Raw genomic sequence first — 20077 nt, 5'->3', positions numbered from 1 at the left:
CGGGGCACGCGGAGGAAAAGGGCGTTTTTCATGGCCCTAGCCCCCCATCCGGGCCTCGATGCGGCGCACCACATTGGCGGGCATTCTGGGTTGATCAAGCTGCGCCAGAAGCCGTTCCTTGGCCTCTTTCGGCATCCGGTCATTGGTTTCGACAAAGGCGCGAATTCTGGCTTTGCGTTCTTCGGTCAGTTCCAGCAGCTCTGGTTCTTCGGGCCGCGCTGACGCCTGCGAAGCCGGTTCTGCGCCTGTGGTCTGGTCAGTGGTCTGGCCTGTACCGGGGCGCAGCGCGCGCACCTTGATACCCGCGCCCAGCAACGGCGTGCGCTCGGCCACAACATCGCGCCCGCCAAGTCCGTCCGCGCGCACCAGCACATCATCGCCCTGTCGCCGCAACAAGGTCACGGCCATTTCCTCCAACCGGTCTTCGTCGCCGAGAACCAGAACCCTACCCGCAGCATCCAGCGCCGATGACGGCAACCGCACCACCTGGTCCAGCGGCGGCTCTTCTATTTCGACGGTGACAAAATCGCCGGGCTTCATGCCTTTGGCCACATCCAGCCGCGCAAACAGCAATCGTCCGGTCTGGCCCTCGCCCACCGCTGCGGAATCGCGCACCAGCGTGCCTTCGCCCACCAACCCGGTGCCCAGCACATCCAACGTGGCCCGCACCGGCGCATTGGTCAGCCGCCCGCCATCGCCGATCAACCGCGCATATTGCGAGGTCGACACCCGGAACGACACCTCAAGCGCATCGGGATCGACCAGTCGCGCCAATTGTTCGTTGTTCGACACCAACCGCCCTTCGATGGCATTCACCTCGCTCAGGGTGCCACTGAACCGCGCCGTAATGCGGGTGTCGGCCAATCTGCGCTGGGCCTCGGCCTGGGCTATCCCGGCGCGTTCGCGCGCTGTCGCGGCCTGGCTGACGCGGCTTTCTGCCTGCGCCACGGCCTGACGCCGTGTCAGAACGGCCTGACGTGCCGAGGATGCCGCCAATTCCGCAGTTTCAACACTGGCGGCGGTGCCAACCCCACGGTCCAGCAAATCCTTTTGCCGTGCATATGCGGTTTCGCGCAGCGCGGCCTGCTCTCTTGCGGCAGACAATTCGTCCCGTGCAAGGACCAGCGCGGCATCCGCTTCGCGTGTTTCCGCCTCGGCATCCAGAATATCGGAATTCACCCGGTCCAGGGCCAATTGCGCATCACCGGGGTCAATCTGGACCAGAAACTGGCCCTCCTCGACATGACCGCCCTCTTCGAAACCTTCGGCCAATTCGACGATCTGACCGGCGGTGGCGGCGCGCACTTCCAGCTCGCGGCGGCTTTGCACCGCGCCAAATGCGGTCAGAACCGGTGTCAGCGTCTGGGGATCGGCCCGCACCACATTGACGGCAAAGATACGCTCTCTCACCCGCGGGACACGCGGCTCCTGGCTCAGCCGGGCTTCAACGGCCTCGCGCACCAAGGTGCCCGCATAGACCAACAAGCCCAGGGTAACGGACAACAGGAACAACCCAGAAAGGCTCTGACGAAGGAACCGCATCCGCGACATCCTTATGTGGTTCAAACAAATTTGTCCCGCATCCCGCCAACAACAACAGCGCGACACCGCAACAGTGATACGGAACCTTCGACTATTTCCGTCGCAGTTTCTCGCTCAATCGTGGAAATATCTCGACAAAGTTACAAGGCAAATGCCGATAGTCCAATTGTGCGCCCAGAATTTCATCCCAAGCATCCTTGCAGGCCCCTGGCGATCCCGGCAGCGCAAAAAGATATGTGCCGTTGGCCACGCCGCCGGTGGCCCGGCTCTGGACCGCAGAGGTGCCGATTTTCTTCATCGACACGATTGTGAACACAGTGGCAAAAGCCTCGATCTCTTTTTCATAGACATCACGGTGGGCCTCGACCGTGACATCCCGCCCGGTCAACCCGGTCCCCCCGGTCGAGATCACAACATCGATTTCAGGATCCTGACACCAGACGCGCAGCTGCGCGGCGATCTGATCACGTTCATCCGGCAGGATATGCCGCGCCGCCAGCACATGCCCGGCCGCGTCGATCCGGCCCGCCAATACATCGCCTGACCGGTCTTCGGCCAGACCGCGGCTGTCGGACACGGTCAGCACCGCAATCCGCACCGGGATAAAGTCGCGCGGGGCGTCATTGCGGCTCATGTCATGTTCCTTGGTCCAGGCGCGCTTTCAGCGACAAAAGATCGGCCCAGGCCTCGCGCTTCAGCCGTGGCTGTTTCAACAAATCCTCTGGCGCATACATCGGCAAGGCAGGTTTGCCATAAGCCTCGCTCCATGTGCCGCGCTGACGGGAAAGACCGCCCCGCCCCAGACCGATCTCGCAGGCGACACTGCCCATCAAGATCACGACATCCGGCTGGGCCAGCGCAACATGTCGCGCCACAAAGGGGCGCAGCATCGCCACCTCGGCCGGGGTTGCGCCACTGCTCCGGGGGCGCCAGGGCAGGGTCATGGCCAAATAGGCGCTGTCGCGCCCCAATCCGATCGCCGCCAGCATCAGATCCAGCAAATGCCCGGCACGTCCAACAAATGGCTGACCTGCCCGGTCTTCCTCGCGGCTCGGCGCGCCGCCAATCAACATCACAGACGCCCCGGCTGTGCCATCGGCAAATACCAGATTGCGGGCACCCCGTTTCAGATCGCAGCGCTCGAACGCCGCCAGTGCCGCCGCCAACCCCGCCAGATCTGGCGCAGATTTTGCAATCCGCTGGGCCTCTGCCACCGGATCATCGGCTTTTGGCGCCACCGCAACCGGTCCTGTTCGACCAGCCGCCGCATCCGCCTTTGCAGGCGTCTTTGGCGTCTGCGCCGGCACGACAGCGTAACGATCCACCGGGTCGTCCCCGATAGCATCCAGCACACCGGCCTCGATCTGCCAGTCAAGCGCCGCGCGCAGGGCGATATGTTCGTGATATTCCATCACCCGATACCCTAGCGCCCCCCGCATCAAAGGGAAATGTCCCTCCGCTTCTTCTCTTTAAAAATACGCAAATCCGACCGCCAGCCGCATGCGCCCCCATTGAACGCACCCGCGACGCCCCATATAACCAACCCCGACACTCAGGCAGGAGCAGGCATGACCTTTACCCAACGCCATCTTCTAGGCATCGAGCCGCTCCATCCAACCGAGATCACAACCCTGCTGGATCTCGCGGATGATTACGTGCGTCTGAACCGGGAAAAGCGCCATGGCGACGCGCTGGCCGGACGCACCCAGATCAACATGTTCTTTGAAAATTCAGACTCGCACCCAGGCCAGTTTCGAACTGGCCTGCAAACGCCTTGGCGCGGATGTGATGAACATGGCGATGCAGGCCTCGTCGATCAAAAAGGGCGAGACCCTGATTGACACCGCTTTGACGCTGAACGCCATGCACCCTGACCTGCTGGTCGTGCGCCATCCCCAGTCGGGCGCGGTGGATCTTCTGGCGCAAAAGGTCAATTGCGCGGTGCTGAATGCGGGCGACGGGCGACACGAACATCCGACCCAGGCGCTTCTGGATGCGCTGACCATTCGCCGCGCCAAGGGGCGGCTGCATCGGTTGAACATCGCAATATGTGGCGACATTGCCCATTCCCGCGTGGCACGGTCCAATATCTTGCTGCTGGGCAAGATGGAAAACCGCGTCCGCCTTGTCGGGCCACCAACATTGGTGCCTGCGGGCTTTGCCGATTTCGGGGTCGAGGTTTATGACAACATGCGCGAAGGTCTTCAGGACGTGGATGTCGTCATGATGCTGCGATTACAGCGTGAACGCATGGACGGCGGGTTCATCCCGTCGGAACGGGAATATTACCACCGCTATGGCCTCGACGCGGACAAGCTGAGCCACGCCAAACCCGATGCCATCGTGATGCACCCGGGACCAATGAACCGCGGCGTCGAAATTGACGGCGATATCGCGGATGACATCAACCGGTCGGTGATTCAGGAACAGGTCGAAATGGGCGTCGCGGTGCGCATGGCGGCAATGGACCTTCTGGTGCGCAACCATAGTGGTGCGCAACAGGATGCCTTGGCCGGAAGCACGGCACCGGGAACCCTCGCATGAGCGACCGGCTCGACATTCCCTTGGGCGAACATGGGTTGGTGCGTGTCTTCACGCTCGACCTGCCGCTTGAGGAGGCAGAGCCGCTTTTGGACGACAATGCCCTTGGCATGACCAAAATGACCGGGGCCACCACACTGGACCCCGACCATATCGACCTGTTTGACATGAATGATCTCTCGGGCCTGCCATTGGCCGAATATCTGGCTGATGGCCACGGTATCGCAGAAGAAGAACTGGCCCCGCACCGCGCCCAACTGGACCGTGTCAAAGGCCGGGTGGTTGTCATGCGTTCGGCTGCGTTCGAAGGTCTGGGGCAATCGCTGCGGGTGGCAAACCCGCTGCGCTGGATCGCGACTTTTGGGGAAGCCACGGACAAGGTGCCGTTGGAAAAACCGCGCGCCGCGGCCGCCGACACGACAGTGATCGCCGCCCCGGTATCCGCCCCCATAGCCCCCAATCGCCTGAACGCGGGGGTGATTGTCGCTTTGGCCGTTGCGGTCATCATCCTGGCGTTTCTGGTCGGAGTCGCCTGATGACCGACGCGCCGGGATGGGAAAATATACTGAACGACAGTGAAACCATTCTTTGGCAGGGCCGCCCCGATCCGGCTTTTACCATAACTGGCGGCCAAATTGCGCAGGCGTTGTTCGGTGCCGCTTTTGCCGGGTTTGCGCTTTTCTGGATGCTGATGGCGTCACGTGGCCCAAGCGGGTTCTGGATGTTCGGGTTGATCCATTTTTCGGTCGGGATTGCGATCACGCTGCATGCGTTGGCCTGGCCGACCTATCGCCGCCGCCACACATGGTACACGCTGACAAACGAACGGGCTTTTGTTGCCACGGCCCTGGCCTTCAAAGGCAAATCGCTGAACAGCTATCCGATATTGCCCGACACGCCCTTGCGATTGGCCGATGGCCAACCGGGGTCCGTGTGGTTCGCCCAGGAACACCGCCGCACCAAGAACGGCAGTCGCCGCGTCGATATCGGATTTGAACGTCTTCACGATGCCCGCGACGTTTTGAAAATGATGACTGAAATCCAAAGGGACCAGGATGCAAGAGCCTAAAGATCCGAAAATGTCAGGCCGCGTCGCAATGGTGGCGCTGCTGGTGATGTTCGCGCTGGTTGCTGTCATGGTCTGGATCGCGGGATGAAGAACGATCACACATCCTGCCCTTGTGACATGAGGCCACGCCAATGACGACTTGCTTCTGCAAAATGCACGTTTGATCGACCCGGAGGCGGGCACGGAAACCCACGGCTGGGTGCATCTTTCCGATGGTGTGATCACCGCCGTCGGTTCCACCGAAGAAGCCCCGCAAGGGGCCGATAAAGTGGTGGATTGCCGGGGCAAATGTCTGGCGCCCGGCATCGTCGACATCGGCGTCAAGGTTTGCGAACCGGGTGAGCGGCACAAGGAAAGCTATGCCTCGGCCGGGCGTGCCGCCGCAGCCGGAGGGGTGACCACCATCGTGACCCGGCCCGATACGGATCCGGTGATCGACAGCCCCGAAACGCTGGAATTTGTGGCCCGCCGGGCGGCATCCGACGCCGCGATCAATGTGTTGCACATGGCGGCCTTGACCAAGGGGCGACAGGGCCGTGAAATGGCGGAAATCGGCTTCCTGCTGGATGCCGGCGCGGTGGCCTTTTCCGATTGCGACGCCGTGGTCACCAACACCAAGGTGCTGACCCGCGCCTTGACCTATGCAAGGTCACTGGATGCGCTGGTGATGCTGCACCCGCAGGAACCCGTTCTGTCGGCGGGCGCGGTTGCAACTTCGGGCAAATTCGCCTCGCTGCGGGGGCTGCCTGCGGTGTCATCCATGGCGGAACGCATGGGGCTGGATCGCGATATTGCATTGGTCGAGATGACCGGCGCCCGCGTCCATTTCGACCAGATCACCACCGCCCGCGCCCTGCCCGCGCTGGATCGCGCCAAGCGCAATGGGCTGGATGTCACGGCTGGGGTCTCGCTCCACCATCTGACCTTGAATGAATTGGACATCGCCGATTACCGCACCTTCTTCAAACTGAAGCCGCCACTGCGCAGCGAAGATGACCGACAGGCGGTGATCGCGGCGCTGCGCGATGGGCTGATCGACATCATTTCCTCGATGCACACACCGCAGGACGAAGAAAGCAAACGCCTGCCGTTTGAAGAAGCGGCCTCGGGTGCGGTGGCGCTGGAAACGCTGCTGCCTGCGGCGCTGCGTCTGGTGCATTCCGGCGATCTGTCCCTGCCGCAGCTGTTTCGCGCGCTCAGCCTGAACCCGGCCCGACGTCTGGGGCTGGACTCCGGGCGCCTCGCCGTCGGTGCGCCCGGCGATCTGGTGCTGTTTGATCCTGATGTGCCTTTTGTGCTTGATCGTGCCAAGCTGCTGTCAAAATCGAAAAACACCCCCTTTGATGGTGCGCGGATGCAGGGGCGGGTTTTGTCCACCCTTGTCGGCGGCACCTGCATTTTCGGAGAGCTTTGATGCCCCTGCTCGAAACCGCCCTGAGCGGGCTTATCCTTTGGGCCGTGCTCGGCTATCTTCTTGGGTCGATCCCGTTTGGCATTGTGATTGCCCGCGCGCTGGGATTGGGCGATCTGCGTCAGATCGGATCGGGCAATATCGGCGCGACCAATGTGCTGCGCACCGGCAACAAACCAGCGGCATTGGCGACCCTGATCCTCGATTCCTTCAAGGGGGCGGCGGCGGTCCTGATCGCCCGTGCCCTGGCCGCAGAAGATGCCGCACAGCTTGCCGGTCTCTGCGCCTTCTTGGGCCATTGTTTCCCGATCTGGTTGCGGTTCAAGGGCGGCAAGGGCGTGGCGACCTTTTTGGGTTTGCTGCTGGGTCTGGCCTTTCCCGTGGGACTTGCGGCCTGTGCCACATGGGCCTTGGGCGCGGCAGTGACCCGCATTTCCTCGGCCTCGGCGCTTTTGGCAGCGGCATTGGCCCCGGTCTGGGCATTGATGTTGGGGTATTCAACGATCTGGGTGCTTTGCGCTGTGCTGGCGGTGATCGTGTTCATCCGCCACCACGCCAATATCAGCCGGATTTTGCAGGGTCAGGAACCCAGGATCGGCAAGAAAGGCTAGATCAGCCCCCAACCGGCGCGGCTGCGTTCCGTGCCTAACGCTGCTGGGTGCCAATCACAAATCCGCCGCCGGTCGCCGCGCCGCCATCGGCGAACACCGCAAGGACCACACCCGATTGCGACTTGGTACGCGACAGGGTCTTGCGCCCGATTGCCGCCGTGGTCGCCGCCGCATCCTTGCCCGGCGCGAAATCATCACCGGGGAAAAAGTCATCGCCGGGAAAGAAATCATCCCCCGGAAAGAAGTCGTCACCGGGAAAGAAATCATCGCCGGGGAATTTGGCCTTGCCCGCAGGCACCTCAAAGGGGCGTGATGTGAATTTGCCGCCACACGCCCGTCGACGATGCGCGCCGCATAAAGCCGCGCCACCATGGGTTTGCCGGTGCCATTGGTCACCACCAACCCCGACATCACCCCCTGGCGCAGCGCTGCACCAGAGGCCCCGGACAATTTGCCGATACTTCCCGCAGCAAGCCCAAGACCGTTTGACGCCGCAAATCCGACCTTCGGCAAAGCGAAGCTCGCGACCAGCGCCGCGCTACCAATTGTGAAATGTCGCCGGGTGATATCCATGATATTTCCTCTCGCATTGGCCTGGGCGGGTTGCAAAACCAGCGCCCGATCATGCCCCAAACGATAGGTGGCCCGTCGCATTTGGGTCAAGGCAGGGTATTCATGACCCTGATTTGCGTGAATTTCGGCCGCGCAATCGACGCGCCAGCCGATTGCCAATCTGCCCCGTCTAAGCGGCCTAGACGGTCTTGCGCGCCGTCAGCGCCGCGCTGATGGTGCCATCGTCGAGGTAATCCAGCTCGCCGCCAATCGGCACGCCCTGCGCCAGCGAGGTCAGCACCACCCGGCCCTCGAGTTGATCCGCAATGTAATGCGCCGTGGTCTGACCGTCGATTGTCGCATTCAGCGCCAGAATGACCTCGGTCACATCTTCGCTGGAAATCCGGTCCACAAGGCGCGGGATCGACAGATCCTCGGGCCCGACACCATCCAGCGCCGACAACGTGCCGCCCAGAACGTGATAACGCCCCTTGAACACGCCAGAGCGTTCCAACGCCCAAAGATCGGCCACGTCTTCGACCACACAGATCTGGCCATTGGCGCGTTTGTTGGCGTTGCAAATGTCACAGATGTCGGCGGTGCCGATATTGCCACAGTTCAGGCATTCGCGTGCGCCTGCCGCGACCTCGGTCATCAGATCAGCCAGCGGCGTCATCAAAAGCCCGCGTTTGCGGATCAGATGCAGCACGGCACGACGTGCCGAGCGCGGGCCAAGGCCCGGCAATTTCGCCATCAATTCAATCAGCGCATCAATGTCCTTGGTCGCGCTCATGGCTGCGCCTCATCGGGGTCTGCTGGTCCAAGATCAAGCTGATCCAAACTTCGATCATTGCGGCGCGCATCAAGAGTGCGCACTTCGCCGGGCACCGGGATGCGGGTCACGGTGAACCCCTGACGCCGCAAAAGCGCAATCAGCCCCTGATCGCCGGGCAAGTGAAACCCGCCCACCGCCATCAGCATGCCACCGTCCTGCAAGCCGTCCTGCGCCGCCGCAAGGAAGGCATGGTTGCGCTCGTCCAGCAGATACCGGTTCACCCGTGCCAGCGTCGCGCCGTTGTCGCCCAGCGCGTCACTGACATAGACCTGATCCCAGGCCAGCATGTCCCCCAGACGCCCCGACAGGTAAAGCGCGATCTGGGTCGCACGTTCCTGCCAGATGGTATTCGGATTGAGATAGCTGCCATAGACCGACAGGAAATCCACCGCAAAATCGGTACTGTCGGGGTGATCCATCTTGCGACGAATGCGATCGCGATCTTCAAGCGCCAGTATGTCCGCGCCACCGATCATCGCCAGCATCTGAATGCGACTGTCCTGAACGGGCAGGACACCGGCGGCAAAGTCATGACAGGGATCGGAAAGCAGCAATTCAGCCAGCCCGCCGGGGGTCAGAAATTCAGGCGCATCCTCGCCCCATCCGAGACCGGCGCTGCGCAGACGAATCCACTGCAACACCTTTGGGTCAAGGCCCAGATCCGTCAGCGACGTGGTGTCATCGTCATCGCGAAACCAGTCGGAGCGTTGCTGCTGGTCCGCAACCGCCGCGCGGGTTGGCAGGATCGGGTCGATTTCCAGTGCAACCACCTCTGCCTCGGCAATCCGTGCCTCGACCAGATCCGGAAGGTCCAGAACCCGCGGGTCCGACGAATGCATCGTGCCCCAAAGATGGGACACCGCCCCATTGGGGGACACCACCCGCCAGAACCGCCCCAGCGGATTGGTGATTTCGGCACCGGCGGCTTCAACCTCGGCCCGGGTGGCGGGGGCGAATACCCGGTCGAAAACGCCGATTTCGGGCATGTCACAAACCGCGCGCGTGGCCCAGTCCTGGGCCGCGACGGTGCGGGCGGCCACGCCGGAAAACAGCGCCGCGCAGACCGCAATTATGACCCGCCCACCGCGCCACATGACCTTAGAACGGCAGTTTCATGTCTTTGGGCAGACCCATTTCTTCGGTCAGCTTGGTCATTTCTTCTTCGGCCCGTTGTGTGGCCCGCGATTGCGCGTCCTTGATGGCGGCAAGGATCAGATCCTCGACCACTTCCTTGTCGTCGCCATTGAAGATCGAAGGATCAATATCCAGCGCCTTCAGCTCGCCCTTGGCGCTGGCCGTGGCCTTGACCAATCCGGCGCCGCTTTCACCGATGACCACCAGATTGTGCAGATTGTCCTGCAACCCGGCCATTTTGCTTTGCATTTCCTGGGCTTTTTTCATCATCCCGGCCATATCGCCGAGGTTTCCGAGACCTTTGAACATTGCATTCTCCTGTGTGACGCTTTGGGGTCTAGATACGTATGGCGCGGCGCGGCGGCAAGGGGTTGGAGACTTGGGGGTCGAGACCTGCGCCCAAGGCCGCCACCGATGTCAACCGGCAGAAGGGGGCCAGCCCCCTCGGGCGTTGCCCTCACCCCCGGGATATTTCTGGTCAGATGAAAGCGGGGCTGGTCAATCGGAAGGTATCAGTCTTCCTCAAAGGGATCCCATTCATCTTCGACTTCTTGCAAGGCTTCGACCTGGGCCTCGGCAACGGCATCTTTTGCGGTGTGAATTGCGGTGATCCGGGCCTTGGGGAAACTGGCCAATGCGGCCTGTACCAATGGATGTTCGGCGGCCTCCGCTTCGAGTGCCAGGCGGGCGGCATCGCGGGTTTCCACGATGGTGGGCGCGGTGGCGTCATTGACCAGGGTAATGGCCCAGCGATTGCCGGTCCAGCGTTGCAAGGCAGTGCCGAGGCGCGCGGCAAGGTCGGCAGGGGCGCTGTCGGTCGGGGTGAATTCGATGCGCCCGGGTTGATAGGCCCCGAGACGCAACCCGCCTTCGATTTCCACCAGCAGTTTCACGTCGCGATTGGCGCGGATCAAGTCGATCACATGTTCAAAGCTGGGATAATGCGCCAAGGCCTGGTCCGTCGCCAGTGCCACAGCGGCGCCGCCGCTCTGGGCGCTGGTCCCGGACGGGCCGGAATGGGTTGGTGCCGGCGTCTGTGACACCCCGCCGCCGCGCACATCGGTGTTTGAAGCCGCGCCGGAGAAGGTGCCCCCACCGCCGCCGGTCGGCGGCGTAGGCACCGGGGCGTCGCCCAGTTTGCGGATCAGCTCTTCGGGGCTGGGAAGTTCGGCCACATGGGTCAGGCGGATCAGCGCCATTTCGGCCGCCATCATGGCATTCGGGGCCAGCGCGACCTCTTCAATCGCCTTTAGCAGCATTTGCCACATCCGCGACAAGGCCCGCATTGGCAGATCCCCCGCCATCTGTTGGCCGCGATTGCGTTCGTCGGGGGAAATGGTCGGGTCTTCGGCGGCATCCGGGGTGATTTTCACCACTGAAATCCAATGCGTCACCTCAGCCAGATCGCGCAGCACCGCCATCGGATCCGCGCCATCGGCATATTGCGCCGACAATTCAACCAAGGCACCCGCCGCATCGCCGCGCATCACCAGATCGAACAGGTCCATCACCCGGCCACGATCGGCCAATCCAAGCATGGCGCGCACCTGATCGGCGGTGGTTTCGCCGGCGCCGTGGCTGATCGCCTGATCCAGCAGCGAAGTTGCATCGCGCGCTGATCCTTCTGCCGCGCGGGTGATCAGCGCCAGCGCGTCTTCGGCAATCTCTGCGCCTTCGGAGGTGGCGATCTTGCGCATCAACGCGATCATGTCTTCGGGTTCGATCCGGCGCAGGTCAAACCGCTGGCAGCGCGACAGCACCGTGACCGGCACTTTGCGAATCTCGGTGGTGGCGAAGATGAATTTGACGTGCGCGGGGGGCTCTTCGAGCGTTTTCAGCAGCGCGTTGAAGGCCGACTTTGACAACATGTGCACTTCGTCGATGATATAGACCTTGTAGCGCGCGGCCGAGGGCGCATAGGCCACCGAGTTGATGACCGTGCTGCGGATATCGTCGACACCGGTGTTAGAGGCCGCATCCATTTCCAGCACATCGACATGACGGCCTTCGGAAATCGCGACGCAGTGTTCGCACACGCCACAGGGGTCTGTCGTCGGCTGGCCCGCACCATCCGGCCCGATGCAATTCATGCCCTTGGCAATGATTTGGGGCGGTGGTGGTCTTGCCGGTGCCCCGGATGCCCGTCATCATGAAGGCTTGGGCAATGCGGCCGGTGTCAAAGGCGTTTTTCAACGTGCGCACCATCGCGCCCTGCCCCACCAGATCGGCAAAGGTTTCGGGCCGGTATTTCCGGGCCAGAACCTGATAGGCGGGGTGTTGTTGATCGCTCATGGAAGGGCCTTTCGCTGTCCCCGGCAACCTAGGCGCTTGGGCGGTCAAGGTCCAGCGGCACGCGGGGTTTCACGCGGGATCTTGCGGTGGACAGGCCAGAGAGGGGGCCAGCCCCCTCACCCCCGGGATATTTTTGAACAGAAGAAGGAGCGGCGGCGTTTCTTTGTTTGAAGGTGGGGCAGATTGCGGTAGATTTCGCCACAAGGCCCGACGGGAGGGCCACCTGATCCGCGGAAAGCCGGTATCGGCATCCCCTGAAATTGACGACCTGACATCTTGTCGGTCTTCTCTGGCCCATTTGGCGGATCATGGGCGTGTTTGATGGAGGAGCCGATCATGCTTTCCCTTGAAACCCTGCGCCGTGACGCCAAACGTCTGCGCCGTGCGCATCTGGCCGAAGAACCCGGCGCGCAACAACGTCTGGCGCAACATCCGCCGCAAAAGCCTGCGCCTTATTCGCATGCGGATTACTTGCATGTGGTGGCGCGGGAAAACGGGTTTGGATCCTGGCCGCGGCTGAAACTGGCAGCGGATACAATCGGGCTGGACCGTGCGGCACGCCAGCAGCGGCTGAAGATTGCACTGGCTCAGGGGCAGAATTGGGTGGTCGAACATTTGCTGGCGGCGACGCCGGATTTGGCGGCCGGTGTTCTTGGGCTGGAAATTGCATTGTACGATGTGGCCGCAGTCGAGGCCGCGTTGCAGGCAGACCCGGCAGCGGCGACAAGGATGCTGGGACCAAAGAGCCCGATGTGCCATCTGGCCTTTTCCAAATGGTGCCATGCGCGACCGGATTTGCAAGGGAATATGCTGGCGATTGCCGACATGTTGCTGGCGCATGGTGCGGATGTGAACGACAGCATGGCACTGGCCGGCAGTGATCATCAATTGTCGGCCTTATACGGTGCGATTGGCCATGCCAACAACATGGCCCTTGGCAAATGGTTGCTGGAACACGGGGCCAATCCCGACGATGGTGAGTTGCTGTATCATGCCACCGAGTTAGGACATCACGACGGGTTGAAGATGCTGTTGGAGCATGGCGCCAATCCAAGGGGCACCAATGCGCTGTATCGTGCGATGGATTTCCATGATGTGGCGGCTGTGCGGATGTTGCTGGAGCATGGCGCCAAGGTCGAGGACTATAATGGTGGCGATGTCGGTGGCGAGGCGCCCTGGGTGATTCCGGCGCTGTTTCAGGCGGCGCGGCGCAACAATGGGGCGGCGATGATCACCCTGTTGCTGGATCACGGCGCCAACCCGGAAGGCCGGTATCACGGTGCCAGCGCCTATGCCTGTGCGCGGATCTATGGCAATTCGGCGCTGGCGGCGGCGTTGGCGGCACGCGAGGCCGACACCACTTTGAGCGAGATCGAGGCGCATCTGGCCCGTGCCGCCGAAAACGAGGCGGTGCCAAGGGCGCTGCGGGGGGTAGAGATCCCAAGACCTTTTGACAATCTGATCCGCGAAATCCTGCATCTGCCCGGTCGGATGGAGCATGTGCAGGCGTTGGTTGACCTTGGGATCGACCCGGACAAGCCGGACCGGGAGGGCCTGACCCCGGTGCAGATCTCCGGCTGGGAAGGTCTGCCGGAGATGATGACCTATTTGCTGAGCCTGGGCCCCGACCTGCGCCATATCAACAAATATGGCGGCACGTTGGTGTCGACGATCCTGCATGGGGCGGAAAATTGCCCGGAGCGCGATCATCGCGACCATGGGGCCTGTTTGACAATGGCCTTGGCCGCCGGGGCACTGTTGACCCGCAACGAGATGGGCTTTTCCGGGCGGGCCGATCTGGTGGAAATCATGGCCGATTGGGCCGGGTCACACCCCGATCAAGTCGCCTGATCGGATCTGCGTCAGGATAACGGCGCGGCGGCATTCCCCCTTGCGTCGGGGGGAGGCCCAAGCGCAATCTGATCCCGACAAGAAGGAGAGTTTCATGCGCCTCAGAGGGACCCGCCGCAGCCGCAATATCGAAGACCGCCGTCGCAAACGGGGCGGCGGAGCCAAGGCCAGTGGTCTGGGGGGTGTTGGGCTGTTGATTGTGTTGGCGGTTGGATATTTCGCCGGAATTGATGTGTCCCCATTGTTGCAACAGGCGACGGGCGGCAATCCGGCCAACAGCGCCCCAAGGGAACTTACCGCACAGGAAGAGCGGGCCGCAGAATTTTCCGCCCGCGTTCTGGCGACCACCGAAGATGTCTGGGCCCGCGAATTCCCGGCCCAGATCGGGCGCGACTACAGGCCACCGGTTTTGGTTCTGTTTGCCGACACGACCCAATCGCCCTGTGGCGGGGCCAGCGGCGCCACGGGGCCGTTTTATTGCCCGGCTGACAACAAGGCATATCTCGACACGGCCTTTTTCGCCACATTGTCCCAGCAGCTGGGCGCCAAGGGCGATTTCGCCGCGGCCTATGTCATCGCGCATGAGGTCGCACATCATGTGCAAAACGAATTGGGCATTCTGAGCCAGGTCAACAATGCCCGGCAACGCGCCAGCCAGACCGAGGCCAACGCCCTGACCGTGCGGTTGGAATTGCAGGCCGATTGCCTGTCCGGGGTTTGGGCCCGCGCGGTCGAAGAGATGCTGGAGCCCGGCGATCTGGAAGAGGCGCTGAACGCCGCGCGCCGCATTGGCGACGACCATTTGCAGAAACGCGCCGGGCGGGTGCCGCAGCCGCATACCTTCACCCATGGCACGTCAGCGCAGCGATCCAGTTGGTTCGCGCGCGGGTATAACAGTGGGCAAATGGCGGATTGCGATACGTTTTCCGCACGACGATTGTAGAACACGGGGCGGCGGTGACAGAGCCGTCACAGAACCGCCGACCGTCCTGTCACAAGATCCGTGATATCCGAAAATCTGCGGTTTGCCACCAATAGGGGAAGTGCACCGCATTCATCTGACAGGGGTTTCGATCTTTCGCCGGGCGAAAGAAAGCGGGTGAGAGGCTGGACAACGACCCAAGCGGGGCTCGTTACGGCTGCTTCCTTCCGGACCTGACCGGGTTGGCGAGGTGCCTGCCCGCGCCAACCTCTCAATTGAGGATGTAATCAAACTGCGCGCATCTTGCAAGAGGCCCCTGCCCGTGCCATCCCGATGAAAAACCGGGAGCAGCCAGATGAAACTTGCAGAAACAGTGACCTTTGGCGGATCGGCGCTGGACCGGATGGCGGAAATCCGCGGGGATCAGACCGCTTTGACCGCCGCACGGCAGGATGCCAACGCCCGTGCGATCCTGCTTTGGCGTGGCAAGGTGCTGGTCAACGGTGACAGCCAGTTGATCCGGCTGCGGCTGGATCACCCGATTCTGACCGAGGCATCGCCCGAAACCATCCTGCTCGGACGTGACACTGGCGCAGCGGTCTTTGCCTATGACCTGTCACATTGGGAACCGGATCAGCTGGACGCAGGCCAGTTGGGGCAATTCCTCGATCAAAGCATCCAGACACACCCGGCTCTGCACGATGGTGAAGGTTTTGCAGAACTGCGCGCCATCATGGCAATGATGACCCCGCGTGATGCCGAATTGGCCGCCACGGCCAAGGCGGTGTTTGGGTGGCATGAAAGCCACCGGTTCTGTTCGCGCTGCGGCGCACAATCCGACATGTCCCAAGCCGGCTGGCAACGGTCCTGCCCCGCCTGCGGAGGTCAGCATTTCCCGCGCACCGATCCGGTGGTTATCATGTTGATCACCCATGGAAATTCCGTCCTGATGGGGCGATCCCCGGCCTGGCCCGAAGGCATGTATTCGCTTTTGGCGGGTTTCGTCGAACCGGGTGAAACGCTGGAGGCGGCGGTGCGGCGCGAAGTGATGGAAGAATCCAATGTGCCGGTCGGGGCTGTCGAATACCTCGCCTCACAGCCCTGGCCCTTTCCGGCCTCACTGATGTTTGGTTGTCGCGGCGAAGCGCTGGCAACCGAAATCACCATCGACCCGGTCGAATTGGAACATGCCTGCTGGGTCAGCCGGGAAGAAATGGCCGAGGTCTTTGCCGGCCAGCATCCGGTGATGAAACCGGCACGCAAAGGCGCCATTGCACATTTTCTTCTGCTGAACTGGCTTGCGGACCGGTTGGATTGACGCGAAACTCTGGCCTAACAATCGACAGGCCGTCACCGGCAAAGCATAGGCGAGGCAAGGCAAAACACATGGATCTTACCGGCACCGAAGATATCGAAGCCCCAATCGATCAGGTTTTTACAGCCCTGTCCGATTTAGAGGGCATGGAACGCCAGGCGATGCGGCGCGGCATCGTAGTGCGCCGCGTGACGTCCCACGCCACCCCCGAGGCTGGAATGCGCTGGAATGCCGGGTTCAAGTTTCGCGGACGCGAAATGCAGGCAGATGTGCTGCTGGCAGATTACACCCCGCCTGAAACCTTGAAATTCGAGGGAACTGTTGGCGGATTGAACTCTGCCGTGGTGGTGAAACTGACCGCCCTGTCCCCCTCTCGCACGCGGATGAACGTCGTCGCAGAGCTGCAACCAAAGACCCTGTCCGCCCGGCTTATTGTGCAATCACTGAAATTGGCCAAAGGGCGGGTGACGCGCAAATTCTCGGTTCGGTTGTCGCAATTCGCCAAGACCTTGGAAGAACGGGCGCGCAAGCTAGGTTAAATCCAAACTGCTGTGTGGCCTGTCTTGGCGGGTGCGCGCATCGGGCCCGTTTGGATACAAAGGATGCCGCCATGTTGTTGCGCAGTGCGATTGCCAGTCTCTCTTTCTTGCTCCCGCTTGGGGCAAGCGCCCATGAATTCTGGATAGATGCGGCCGATTGGCAAATCGCAGCCGGGGACAAGATGGTGGCGGATATCCGTGTCGGCCAGGATTTTGTCGGCCCGTCCTTTGCCTATCTTTCGACCCGGTTCCGCCGATTCGAGGTGCAGATCGCCGGACAGACATTGCCGGTGACGGGGCGTGCGGGCGACAAACCCGCGCTGAACCTCACCCCCACGGAAACCGGGCTGGCGGTGGTCACCCATGTCACGACAGACAACCAGCTGACCTATCGCGAATGGGAAAAGTTCCAGACGTTCCTTGCACATAAGGACTGGGAAAATCTGGCAGAGGTCCACACAGAACGCGGCCTGCCCGAAACCGGATTTCGCGAACGCTATTCGCGCTATGGCAAGGCCCTGATCGCGGTGGGCGATGGGGCGGGGGCGGATCTGGACACCGGTATGCTGACCGAGATTGTCGCTCTGGCCAACCCTTACGTCGACGACCTTGCGGCCGGGTTGCCGGTCTTGGTGACCTATGATGGCGCTCCGCGCGCCAATGCCCAAGTCGAAGTTTTTCAGCGTGCCCCCGACAAAAGCGTCACCGTAGATCGCTATCGCACCGACGGTGCCGGCCGCGCACTTCTTCCGGTCAAATCCGGGCATGACTATCTGGTCGATGCGGTGGTCATTCGCGCCCTCGACGCAAAAGACGAAAACGATCCGGTCTGGGAATCCCTTTGGGCCTCTTTGACCTTCTCGGTGCCTTAACGCATTTCGCCTGCTGGCAGCTGCGCTTTCATCTGACCAGATATATCCCGGGGGGCCGCCCGGTACTTAACCTGCGGGGCTGAACCCAAAGGGCCGACCGTGCTTAACGATTGGCGCCCGGCACCCAAAGAACATCGTCCTGACCGTCATTGTTGGCAATACGACCCGCAACAAAAAACCAATCCGACAGACGGTTCAGATAGGTCACCGCATGGCGGTTGATCACCTCGGCACCGGCAAGTTCCACGGTCAAACGTTCGGCCCGCCGGGCCACCGTGCGGCACAGATGCAGATGCGCCGCCAACGGTGATCCCCCCGGCAGAATGAAACTGCGCAGGGGCGTCAGACGGGCGTTCATCTCGTCGATTTCTTCTTCCAGCCGGGTGGTCATTTCCGCCACCATCCGCAGCGGCGGATATTCGGCGGTGGCATCTTTTTCCAGGTCGGGATTGCACAGATCCGCGCCCAGATCGAACAGGTCGTTCTGAATCCGCGCCAATGCATTGTCCATTTCCGGGGCATCGGTGGTGTGCAACCGCGCCATGCCCACGGTCGAATTCAACTTATCCGACGTGCCATAGGCATTGACCCGCAGCGCATGTTTTGCCACCCGGCTGCCATTGCCCAGCGCGGTATCACCCTTGTCACCGGTGCGTGTGTAAATTTTGTTCAGAACAACCATGATCTCTGCCCTCAGCCGCGCAACCAGACAAACAACAGGATCAGGACCACCGCCGCGAATTGCGCCATGATCCGCCACCGCATCGCTTTGTTGGCGTATTTCTTGTTGAAGTCACCGCCCTTGGCAAAACTGCCGATGCCGAACATCAAGATGCCGACAACACAGGCCAATGCAATTGCGATGACAATGAAAAGCGGGTCCTGGGCCATGGTGCCTCCGATCTGGGTTCCACCTTTTCACATAGTTCCGGCACGGCGAAAAGCGATGGTACAGATCGCCTCACCCGCCGCCGCGCCGGGAACAGACTAGCCTTTGGACAGGATCCAATCCTGAACAGCTGTCGGCAGGATGCGCCGCATGGCTTTGGCCATATAGGTCGGCGTTGTCACCGCATACCGCGCGCTTGGCGCCGGATCTTCCAGCGCGCGCCACAGTTTCTCGGCCACGGCCGAGGGCGGCAATTCGAACCGGTCGGGGCCACGGTCCTCGTACAGCCGCTTTTTCAACTGGTTGTCATATTGCGCCGCACGGGGCGAGTTTTCGCAATCAATCCAACGCTCAAAATGCGGAATCGATTTCTTGCGCAGCATGGATGTGACCGGGCCGGGTTCGAGCAGGATGATATTGATATCGGTGTCCCGCATTTCCAGCCGCAGCGTGTCTGTCAGCCCCTCAAGCGCGAATTTGCTGGCGTTATACGCCCCGCGCCAGGGGGCGGCGACCAGGCCAAGCACCGAAGAGCAATTGACAATGCTGCCATGCCCCTGCGCCCGCATCACCGGCAGCACCTGACAGGTCAGGTCATGCACGCCAAAGACATTGGTTTGGAAGATGTCGACCAATGCCTCACGCGGCAGATCTTCGACCGCGCCGGGGATGGCAAAGGCGCCATTGTTGTACAGCGCGTCCAGGGTGCCACCGGTCGCCGCCAGAACCTCTGCCAAACCGCTGCGGATGCTGTCGGGATCTGCATAATCAATGCGCGGGCTTTCAAAGCCTTCGCTGCGCATTTCCGCGCAATCGGCCTCTTGGCGACAAGAGGCAAACACCCGCCAGCCCCGTTTCTGCATTGCCAGCGCGCTGGCACGGCCGATGCCCGAAGAACACCCGGTGATCAAAATGGATTTACGCATAACTGACTTCCCTTGCACGCTTTTGCCGGGAATGTGGCCCGCGACGGGCCGGGGTGCAAGGGGTCAGCCGTTCTTGTCGAGCAGGTAATCTGCGGTCCATCCCACAACGCCCTGCGGCACGACCTGTAGCTGCACCCACCCCTGACCGGGATCAGAAAGGATTTGCACCTTTGTCCCTTTTGACAGCTTGTCCAATACCGCATGATTTTGACCGGGGCCCTGGCGCAGGTTCACGCGGCTGCCGTTGACCAATCGCATATCAAGCTCAACATCCGGTGCCTCTTGGGGTGCGGCGTCTTGCGCATCGGCCACAGCGTTTACCAGATCGGCATTTTCCAACTCGACAACCGGCAATACCATGGACACCCGCATTTCCGCTGCCGGCACCGCAATCGCGTTTTCCTCACTGCGCAGCGCGGTCAGAACGGCCGCCTCCAGCGCGACCTGTTCCTGACTTGCCGGGGTGTCGTCACTGTTGGGTGCCAATCCCGCGTCTTCCACCAGGGAAAGACGTGTCACGCGCTGGGTGTCGGGCAGGAATTCGGTCGGTGCCGGTGTGACCTTGGCAAACACAGAAACACCGTTGTCCCCCGGGGTGAATGACTCTCCGCCGGACAATTCGTAATAGCCAAGCCCCAAGGCCGCAAACGTCAACCAAACATAAACTTTCATACCCACATTCCTCGAACCAACACTCGTAAACAATGGCTGAAACCCGCTATTCCGCCAAATTCCGCCCGGCACCCACGCCGATAGTTGACCAGTAAACGATTCGC

Annotated in this window: 20 protein-coding genes, 1 other RNA gene and 2 pseudogenes; 10 read left to right on the top strand and 13 right to left on the bottom strand. The window is 61.7% G+C overall.

Annotation, left to right across the window (positions count from 1 at the left end; translation table 11 throughout):
- Positions 1-36: 36 nt before the first annotated feature.
- The 3 genes from AC0L4F_RS03850 to AC0L4F_RS03840 all read right to left on the bottom strand — a co-directional run bounded on the left by AC0L4F_RS03850 (position 37) and on the right by AC0L4F_RS03840 (position 2954).
- A complete protein-coding gene (locus tag AC0L4F_RS03850; protein WP_244685564.1) occupies positions 37-1542 on the bottom strand; it encodes an efflux RND transporter periplasmic adaptor subunit in 1506 nt (501 codons plus the stop codon).
- A gap of 91 nt (positions 1543-1633) precedes the next feature.
- Positions 1634-2176: a molybdenum cofactor biosynthesis protein B gene (gene moaB, locus AC0L4F_RS03845; RefSeq protein ID WP_244685561.1), complete on the bottom strand. Its 543-nt coding sequence runs from the start codon at positions 2174-2176 to the stop codon at positions 1634-1636.
- A gap of 1 nt (position 2177) precedes the next feature.
- A complete protein-coding gene (locus tag AC0L4F_RS03840) occupies positions 2178-2954 on the bottom strand; it encodes a uracil-DNA glycosylase (RefSeq protein ID WP_244685559.1) in 777 nt (258 codons plus the stop codon).
- A gap of 156 nt (positions 2955-3110) precedes the next feature.
- On the opposite strand from AC0L4F_RS03840, the pseudogene AC0L4F_RS03835 reads away from it, so the two are divergent.
- The 5 genes and pseudogenes from AC0L4F_RS03835 (at position 3111) to plsY (ending at position 7174) form a co-directional block, all read left to right on the top strand.
- Positions 3111-4086 (top strand): annotated as a pseudogene (locus AC0L4F_RS03835) (aspartate carbamoyltransferase catalytic subunit).
- Positions 4083-4619 carry a hypothetical protein gene (locus AC0L4F_RS03830; protein WP_244685556.1) on the top strand — a complete coding sequence of 179 codons (537 nt, stop codon included), beginning with the start codon at positions 4083-4085 and terminating at the stop codon, positions 4617-4619. Before AC0L4F_RS03835 ends, AC0L4F_RS03830 begins: the two are co-directional and overlap by 4 nt.
- On the top strand, positions 4619-5152 hold the full coding sequence (locus tag AC0L4F_RS03825; RefSeq protein WP_244685554.1) for an aspartate carbamoyltransferase catalytic subunit: 534 nt from the start codon (positions 4619-4621) through the stop codon (positions 5150-5152). The genes AC0L4F_RS03830 and AC0L4F_RS03825 overlap by 1 nt, the downstream gene beginning before the upstream one ends.
- Before the next feature lie 139 nt (positions 5153-5291).
- Positions 5292-6566, top strand: coding sequence for a dihydroorotase (gene pyrC / locus AC0L4F_RS03820; RefSeq protein WP_244685552.1), 1275 nt, complete (start codon positions 5292-5294; stop codon positions 6564-6566).
- A complete protein-coding gene (gene plsY / locus AC0L4F_RS03815; protein WP_244685550.1) occupies positions 6566-7174 on the top strand; it encodes a glycerol-3-phosphate 1-O-acyltransferase PlsY in 609 nt (202 codons plus the stop codon). The genes pyrC and plsY overlap by 1 nt, the downstream gene beginning before the upstream one ends.
- Before the next feature lie 34 nt (positions 7175-7208).
- Here plsY and AC0L4F_RS03810 read toward each other — a convergent pair whose 3' ends face one another.
- The 5 genes and pseudogenes from AC0L4F_RS03810 to AC0L4F_RS03790 form a co-directional block, all read right to left on the bottom strand.
- Positions 7209-7472, bottom strand: a complete 264-nt coding sequence (locus AC0L4F_RS03810) for a hypothetical protein (RefSeq protein WP_244685547.1) — start codon at positions 7470-7472, stop codon at positions 7209-7211.
- Between the two features lie 453 nt (positions 7473-7925).
- Entirely contained in the window at positions 7926-8519 is a 594-nt protein-coding gene (recR, locus tag AC0L4F_RS03805; RefSeq protein ID WP_244685545.1) for a recombination mediator RecR, read from the bottom strand.
- Positions 8516-9655: a TraB/GumN family protein gene (locus AC0L4F_RS03800; RefSeq protein WP_244685542.1), complete on the bottom strand. Its 1140-nt coding sequence runs from the start codon at positions 9653-9655 to the stop codon at positions 8516-8518. Before AC0L4F_RS03800 ends, recR begins: the two co-directional genes overlap by 4 nt.
- 4 nt (positions 9656-9659) lie before the next feature.
- A complete protein-coding gene (locus AC0L4F_RS03795; protein WP_244685540.1) occupies positions 9660-10004 on the bottom strand; it encodes a YbaB/EbfC family nucleoid-associated protein in 345 nt (114 codons plus the stop codon).
- Positions 10005-10207: 203 nt separating this feature from the next.
- Positions 10208-11987 (bottom strand): annotated as a pseudogene (locus tag AC0L4F_RS03790) (DNA polymerase III subunit gamma/tau).
- A gap of 336 nt (positions 11988-12323) precedes the next feature.
- On the opposite strand from AC0L4F_RS03790, the gene AC0L4F_RS03785 reads away from it, so the two are divergent.
- The gene (locus AC0L4F_RS03785) at positions 12324-13838 is read left to right on the top strand and encodes an ankyrin repeat domain-containing protein (protein WP_244685538.1); all 1515 of its coding nucleotides are present in this window, start codon (positions 12324-12326) and stop codon (positions 13836-13838) included.
- Between the two features lie 94 nt (positions 13839-13932).
- Positions 13933-14781: a KPN_02809 family neutral zinc metallopeptidase gene (ypfJ, locus tag AC0L4F_RS03780; protein WP_244685535.1), complete on the top strand. Its 849-nt coding sequence runs from the start codon at positions 13933-13935 to the stop codon at positions 14779-14781.
- A 155-nt stretch (positions 14782-14936) separates the two neighbouring features.
- Here ypfJ and ffs read toward each other — a convergent pair.
- Positions 14937-15033, bottom strand: an RNA gene (gene ffs / locus AC0L4F_RS03775) — signal recognition particle sRNA small type.
- An 82-nt stretch (positions 15034-15115) separates the two neighbouring features.
- Between ffs and nudC the strand changes: the two genes are divergently transcribed.
- From nudC to AC0L4F_RS03760, 3 genes are all read left to right on the top strand, one after another.
- Positions 15116-16078 carry an NAD(+) diphosphatase gene (gene nudC / locus AC0L4F_RS03770; RefSeq protein ID WP_244685533.1) on the top strand — a complete coding sequence of 321 codons (963 nt, stop codon included), beginning with the start codon at positions 15116-15118 and terminating at the stop codon, positions 16076-16078.
- Between the two features lie 68 nt (positions 16079-16146).
- A complete protein-coding gene (locus AC0L4F_RS03765) occupies positions 16147-16614 on the top strand; it encodes an SRPBCC family protein (protein WP_244685531.1) in 468 nt (155 codons plus the stop codon).
- A 71-nt stretch (positions 16615-16685) separates the two neighbouring features.
- Positions 16686-17486, top strand: coding sequence for a DUF4198 domain-containing protein (locus AC0L4F_RS03760; RefSeq protein WP_244685529.1), 801 nt, complete (start codon positions 16686-16688; stop codon positions 17484-17486).
- Between the two features lie 103 nt (positions 17487-17589).
- On the opposite strand, the gene AC0L4F_RS03755 is transcribed toward AC0L4F_RS03760, so the two are convergent.
- The 4 genes from AC0L4F_RS03755 to AC0L4F_RS03740 form a co-directional block, all read right to left on the bottom strand.
- Positions 17590-18168, bottom strand: coding sequence for a cob(I)yrinic acid a,c-diamide adenosyltransferase (locus AC0L4F_RS03755; RefSeq protein ID WP_244685527.1), 579 nt, complete (start codon positions 18166-18168; stop codon positions 17590-17592).
- 11 nt (positions 18169-18179) lie between these two features.
- Positions 18180-18377, bottom strand: a complete 198-nt coding sequence (locus tag AC0L4F_RS03750) for a twin transmembrane helix small protein (RefSeq protein ID WP_244685525.1) — start codon at positions 18375-18377, stop codon at positions 18180-18182.
- Between the two features lie 96 nt (positions 18378-18473).
- Positions 18474-19301, bottom strand: coding sequence for an SDR family NAD(P)-dependent oxidoreductase (locus tag AC0L4F_RS03745; protein WP_244685522.1), 828 nt, complete (start codon positions 19299-19301; stop codon positions 18474-18476).
- A 63-nt stretch (positions 19302-19364) separates the two neighbouring features.
- Positions 19365-19973, bottom strand: a complete 609-nt coding sequence (locus tag AC0L4F_RS03740) for an SH3 domain-containing protein (protein ID WP_244685520.1) — start codon at positions 19971-19973, stop codon at positions 19365-19367.
- Positions 19974-20077: the final 104 nt, after the last annotated feature.

It is taken from the genome of Marinovum sp. J2-8 (assembly GCF_055808435.1).
Note: the sequence above shows the minus strand (reverse complement) of the source record. Positions and strands in the feature narration are given on the sequence as shown.